Origin of the sequence: Gardnerella sp. 30-4, from assembly GCF_001641215.1 — a bacterium.
Classification (GTDB): domain Bacteria; phylum Actinomycetota; class Actinomycetes; order Actinomycetales; family Bifidobacteriaceae; genus Bifidobacterium; species Bifidobacterium leopoldii.
Genome location: NZ_LXJL01000149.1, coordinates 1 through 1,745 on the forward strand (window position 1 = coordinate 1; position 1,745 = coordinate 1,745).

General features: G+C 45.0%; 1 protein-coding gene. It reads right to left on the reverse strand.

Annotated features, from left to right (window positions below; translation table 11 throughout):
* Positions 1 to 112: 112 nt before the first annotated feature.
* Positions 113 to 1,663, reverse strand: coding sequence for a cholesterol-dependent cytolysin vaginolysin (gene vly / locus A5294_RS06300; protein WP_004110067.1), 1,551 nt, complete (start codon positions 1,661 to 1,663; stop codon positions 113 to 115).
* Positions 1,664 to 1,745: the final 82 nt, after the last annotated feature.

Below are 1,745 nucleotides of genomic sequence, written 5' to 3' on the forward strand. Positions count from 1 at the left end.
ATAAAAAAATCCTATTTGTGTAAAAAATTAAGGACTTCATCTCATAACTGGCTATAAGATAAAGTCCTTAATTTTTCAGTTTTATTTATTTATGCTCAATTGCAATATGAGTTCAGTCATTCTTTACAGTTTCAGCAACGCGAGGCCACAAGGTTGTGCCCCAGTTCTTGATTGTGCGCTGGCGAACCAACGGCAAATCAGTACGGTTGTACACTGTACGCCATGGTTCCCATACTAAGCCGGTCTTTTCTTCCAACTTAATGCGAAGATTGCGCACATTGCCCTTGAACTGAATCGTTGTGCTGAAGTGAGCGGTACGATACTTGCCGTTTCCTTCCCAAGCGCGAGAACGTACGTATGGAGTTCCGTCGATATCAGTGCCGTACTCATCCCAGTAGACGTAGTAGCGAGCTACATAAGCTCCACGGTGATCCAAGGTCAAATAACCGTCACGGTAAGCAGAAACCTTAGTCTCAACATAATCGCTGTTGCTCTGGAGAGTTGCTACTTCGTTATCTTTTACGAAGGAAGTAGTGTAAGCGATTGGAACAGCTGGGCTAGAGGTGCTCAAATTTGCACCTTCCTGAATCAAAGCCTTTAGCGTATCGATATTGCCGGTAATAACCTTTGCTGCACCGTTAGCGCTGCCGCCGAGAATCACTGCAGTAACAGAAGTATTCTGGAGAATGCGATGGAATTCGGTGTTTGGCTTGATTTCTACGCCCTTAATTGCTGCTTCTACTGCAGCCTGGAAATCAGTGCTCTTGCTGGTGGTATCGAACTTTACGTACATTGAGCGACCATAAGCTACGTTTGACACGTAAACTGGTGGGCGTTTGCTGTCAACGCCACGGTTCTTCAAGCTTTCTGGCGTGGTGCATGGAGCAAAGAAATCTGCTGGGCTATCTGGAGCGTCGACGCTTACTGTGTAGTAAGTTTGCTTGAAGTTCACAATTTGAGTCTGCTTCTCACCCTTGTGTACCGCATCGAAATCAATCTTCAGCGGTACGCCAATCTTTGCAAAATCAGCACCAAACTTAGCCTTGAGCTGGTTCATGCTTTGTGCGCTTGCGGAATCATACTGCATACGAGCTGCTACATGATGGCTTGCTGCATATTGTGCATTCCATTTAGAAACTAAACCGTTAACTGCTGAAGTAACGGAGCTCTTGGTTGGATGTTGCACAGTTACAGCACTCTCGCCGCCGTGGAAGCCTGGCAAATCAATGCTCAAAGTTAATGGTGCGCGATTTGCTGAAATCAAGCTTGGCATGTTATCCATCAAATTCTGGTCAGCGCGGAATAATGCACCAGGATACACGCGATCATTGTTGGCCGAAGTTACCGACAAGTTTGACGTTGTATTGGTGATGTTCTTCTTCTGATGCTCAACAACAACGAATTCGCCGTTCTTGTTGAAGCTGTCGCTGGAGAATTTATTGTTAATTGTTTCGCCGTGACGTGCGAGAATATTTGTTTTATCGTAATGCAAATCCCACAAGTAGTTGTTCAGCGAGTCCTTGCTAGCTGCGCAAGATGCAGCTGGTGCAGAAGGCTTTGCGGAAGAATCTGCCATTGCTGGAACTGCTAAGCATTGTGGAATAATAGTCGCGCCCGCGAGCAACAACATTGCTGCATTACGGTAGAACTTTGTGCTCTTCATATGTATCCTTCGATTTTTATTAGATTTTATTTCAAATTATTTTTCAGTGAGATGCCGCAAAATACGTGCTTCAGTGCATATA